Origin of the sequence: Protofrankia sp. Cr1 (assembly GCF_963555865.1) — a bacterium.
Lineage (GTDB): Bacteria > Actinomycetota > Actinomycetes > Frankiales > Frankiaceae > Protofrankia.
The window spans coordinates 1-2,753 of sequence record NZ_CAUVXO010000653.1 but is presented as its reverse complement, the minus strand read 5'-3'; the positions used below and the strand labels follow the sequence as shown (position 1 = coordinate 2,753).

Genomic DNA, 2,753 nt, shown 5'->3' with positions numbered 1-2,753 from the left:
GGCGCACGCCGCGTCGCGCGCTCGGCGGCGATCACCGGACCGTCGGCGCGCGGCCGGCAGCGAGGCCGCCGGACAGCGCGGTAAGCGGAGAGCGGGTCCGGGACGCGGGGTGCAGGGGCCGTGCGCGGCCCGGGAATGCGATCACCATGGAGGGACACCTTTCGGCGTAGCGGATGGTCGACGGGGGGGATCAGTTGTCCGCGGTCGTCCCCCAGGGGACGGAACTGGCGGGCTCGGGCGGGACAGCGAGGGCGCTGAGGACGGCGTGCAACGCTGCGTCTGCGCTGTGGCGGCGCAGGGTCCGAGTTAGGACGTCGAGAACCGCGAGCGCCGGAAGCGGGTGACGCAGGAAGGCCTGCCCGGGTCGGGTCAAGCGGGAGCGTGTCCACGGGCAGGTACAGGCCGCCGATGACGGTGTCGTACACGGTCGCGGCCCAGGTCGTGAGCACGGCAGCGAGCCATCCCTGCCATTCGCCACGGCGCGTGGCGAGCCGGCCGGCCAGCCATGCCTCGACGCCCTCGACGAGGTCCGCGCGGACCGGCGGCGGGCAGCCGAGGCCCATCAGGTGCAGGTGGCCGAGCAGGACGCCGACGTCGGCGGGTTCCCGCCGGGTCCGAGCGCGGGCGAAACCAGCACCCCCCGCGGGGAGTCCATGGGGTATGGGACGTGGTCGGGCGTCAGGTTTCCGAAGGCGACCCCGGCGCGGGCGAATAGCACGTCAGGGGCGCTGGAAGTGATCAAGACTCTTCGTCCTGGGGTTCGGTTCCTGACTGGCCGTGAGCGTCAGCGCGTCCAACGCCGCAGCGTCTGGTTAAGCACATGAGCCGCCGCACGAGTCGACTGGTGGAGCCTTTCGCGAAGGTCCTCGGGGATCGTTCCCGCGTGTAGTCCCGCGTTGTCGACCAAGGCGCTCAGCTCGGCGGCCTGCGTCGGAAGGAGGAGGGCACAGCAGGTCGGATGAGCGAGGACTTCACGGGCGGCGTAGGCGCTGGCGGACCGCTGGGCGTCAGCGCCGAGTTCGGCGGCGAGCAGGCTGACCTCGCGTGGGTGGGTGGCGGCAGCGAGGTCGATCGCGGTGAGACCGAGCTTGATCCGGAAGATGGTGGTGTCGCGTTGGGTCGATCCGCGGGCCCGCTGCACTGCGGTGATCATCGCGGCGAGTGCTTCGGGGTCGGCCTGTCCTGTGTTGATGTCGAGGTAGGCGCGTAGGCAGGCGGCGACGGCCTGCTCCCAGAGTTCGGGCGTCTCAGCGGTGTCGAGGAGCCGGATCGCCTCGTCGAACCGCTGGTCCAGCGCGGCGGCGAGAATGCGGGCTTGCCGGGCTTCACGAAGCTGGTGGGGCAGGTCGTCGTGGCGGGTGGCATGGTCGACGGTTCGTGCCCATTGACCGGCCGCGGCGAGAGCGCGGGTGCCGTCGTCGCGCAGCACGCGGCGAAGGAATGCGTCGAGGTCGCCGCTGTCGCGGCCGGAAGCGAGGAAGTACGCGAAGTCGATCGTTCGTCCGGCGATGTCAGCGGTGCCACCGGTGCGGGCGACACTGTCGATCAGGCTGAGGGTGTGGAAGGCACGGAGGGGGTTGCCGGCGCGCTCGTCGAGACGGGCGAGGTTGATCAGGGGTTGCAGGCTGGCGATGGCGACGCGGCCGGCGACGGGCCAGGCTGCCTCGACGATGCCGAACTGGTGGTGACAGAGCTCGGCGGCGAGGTCGGGCAGGTCGCAGTCGGCGGCGATGAGCGCCGCCAGGTTCCAGGCGGCGCAGGCGGCGTTGATGCGGTCGTCAGGGTCGTCGTGCAGGGCGGCGCTCTGGGCGAGTTCCTCGACGCGGGCAACGCGGCTGGCCAGGTCGGGGCAGTGGAGCCGGCCGTGATGGATCAGGGGGAATCGGCCGAGCAGCCGATCGACCTCGGGCGCGGGAGCGCAGGACAGCCGGAGTGTTGCCGGCCGAAGCGGCACGGCGGGGCCGAGGACAGCCTGGCGGGCGGCGTGCGCGAGGAGTGCCTGGGTGCGGGCGGGCAGACCGAGCCGGTTCCAGTGAAAGATCACATGATAGCTGAGAATGTCGCGTAGCCCGCGGCGCAGCTGCCCGGTCCGGTTCGCGTCCGCGAGCGCCCGGCCGGCGCTGCCGCAGGCGTCGGCCCATCGGGTTTGGGCGGCGGCGGGCCCGCCGGAGCCGAACAGCGGCCCGTCAGGGGCGGTGTCGGTGCGCAGCAGGGCGGCCAGGCTGTCGCTGAGCGCGGTGAGCTTCTCGGCGGGGACGTCGTGTGGCAGCGGTCGTTCGACGCAAATGCGGTCGAACAGGTCACCGCGCTCGTACCACTCAAGGCCGGCACCGCGTAGGAGTGCGCCGACGAGCAGGAGCGACAGCTCTCGGCGGCCGAGCCCGGTCCTGCCTGCGACGACCAGCTCGAGGACGCCGCGACTGTCGGCGGCGAACAGGGCATGAGCGATGTCGATGGCCGCGCCACCGCCGAACGCGGCGGTCTCCGGCTCGTAGACCCCGGGCCACCAGGCATCCAGTTGGCCGTCAGCGGCGAGCTCGTCGAGCCTGGCCTCGATCCCGGTGGACGAGCCGGGCTGGCTTGGATGGAGCCGCAGGCGCCAGCAGGGGTGCTTCCGCATGAACCACCACGCGCTGATCTGGCCATGCCGTTCGGCGTCGTCCAGGAGTGGGAGCAGGTGGGCCGCCGCGATCGGGTCGGCCCGCTGCCAGTCTGCGAACCGGAGGTAGAGCTGCCGCCAGGAGGTCTCGCGG

2 protein-coding genes are annotated in these 2,753 nt (G+C 72.2%); both read right to left on the bottom strand.

What is annotated here, in order from left to right; all coding sequences use genetic code 11:
• Positions 1-190: 190 nt before the first annotated feature.
• On the bottom strand, positions 191-373 hold the full coding sequence (locus U9980_RS27430) for a hypothetical protein (RefSeq protein WP_322770578.1): 183 nt from the start codon (positions 371-373) through the stop codon (positions 191-193).
• 411 nt (positions 374-784) lie between these two features.
• Positions 785-2,753: thiopeptide-type bacteriocin biosynthesis protein (locus U9980_RS27425; protein ID WP_322770577.1), on the bottom strand; the 1,969-nt coding region annotated here is incomplete at its 5' end.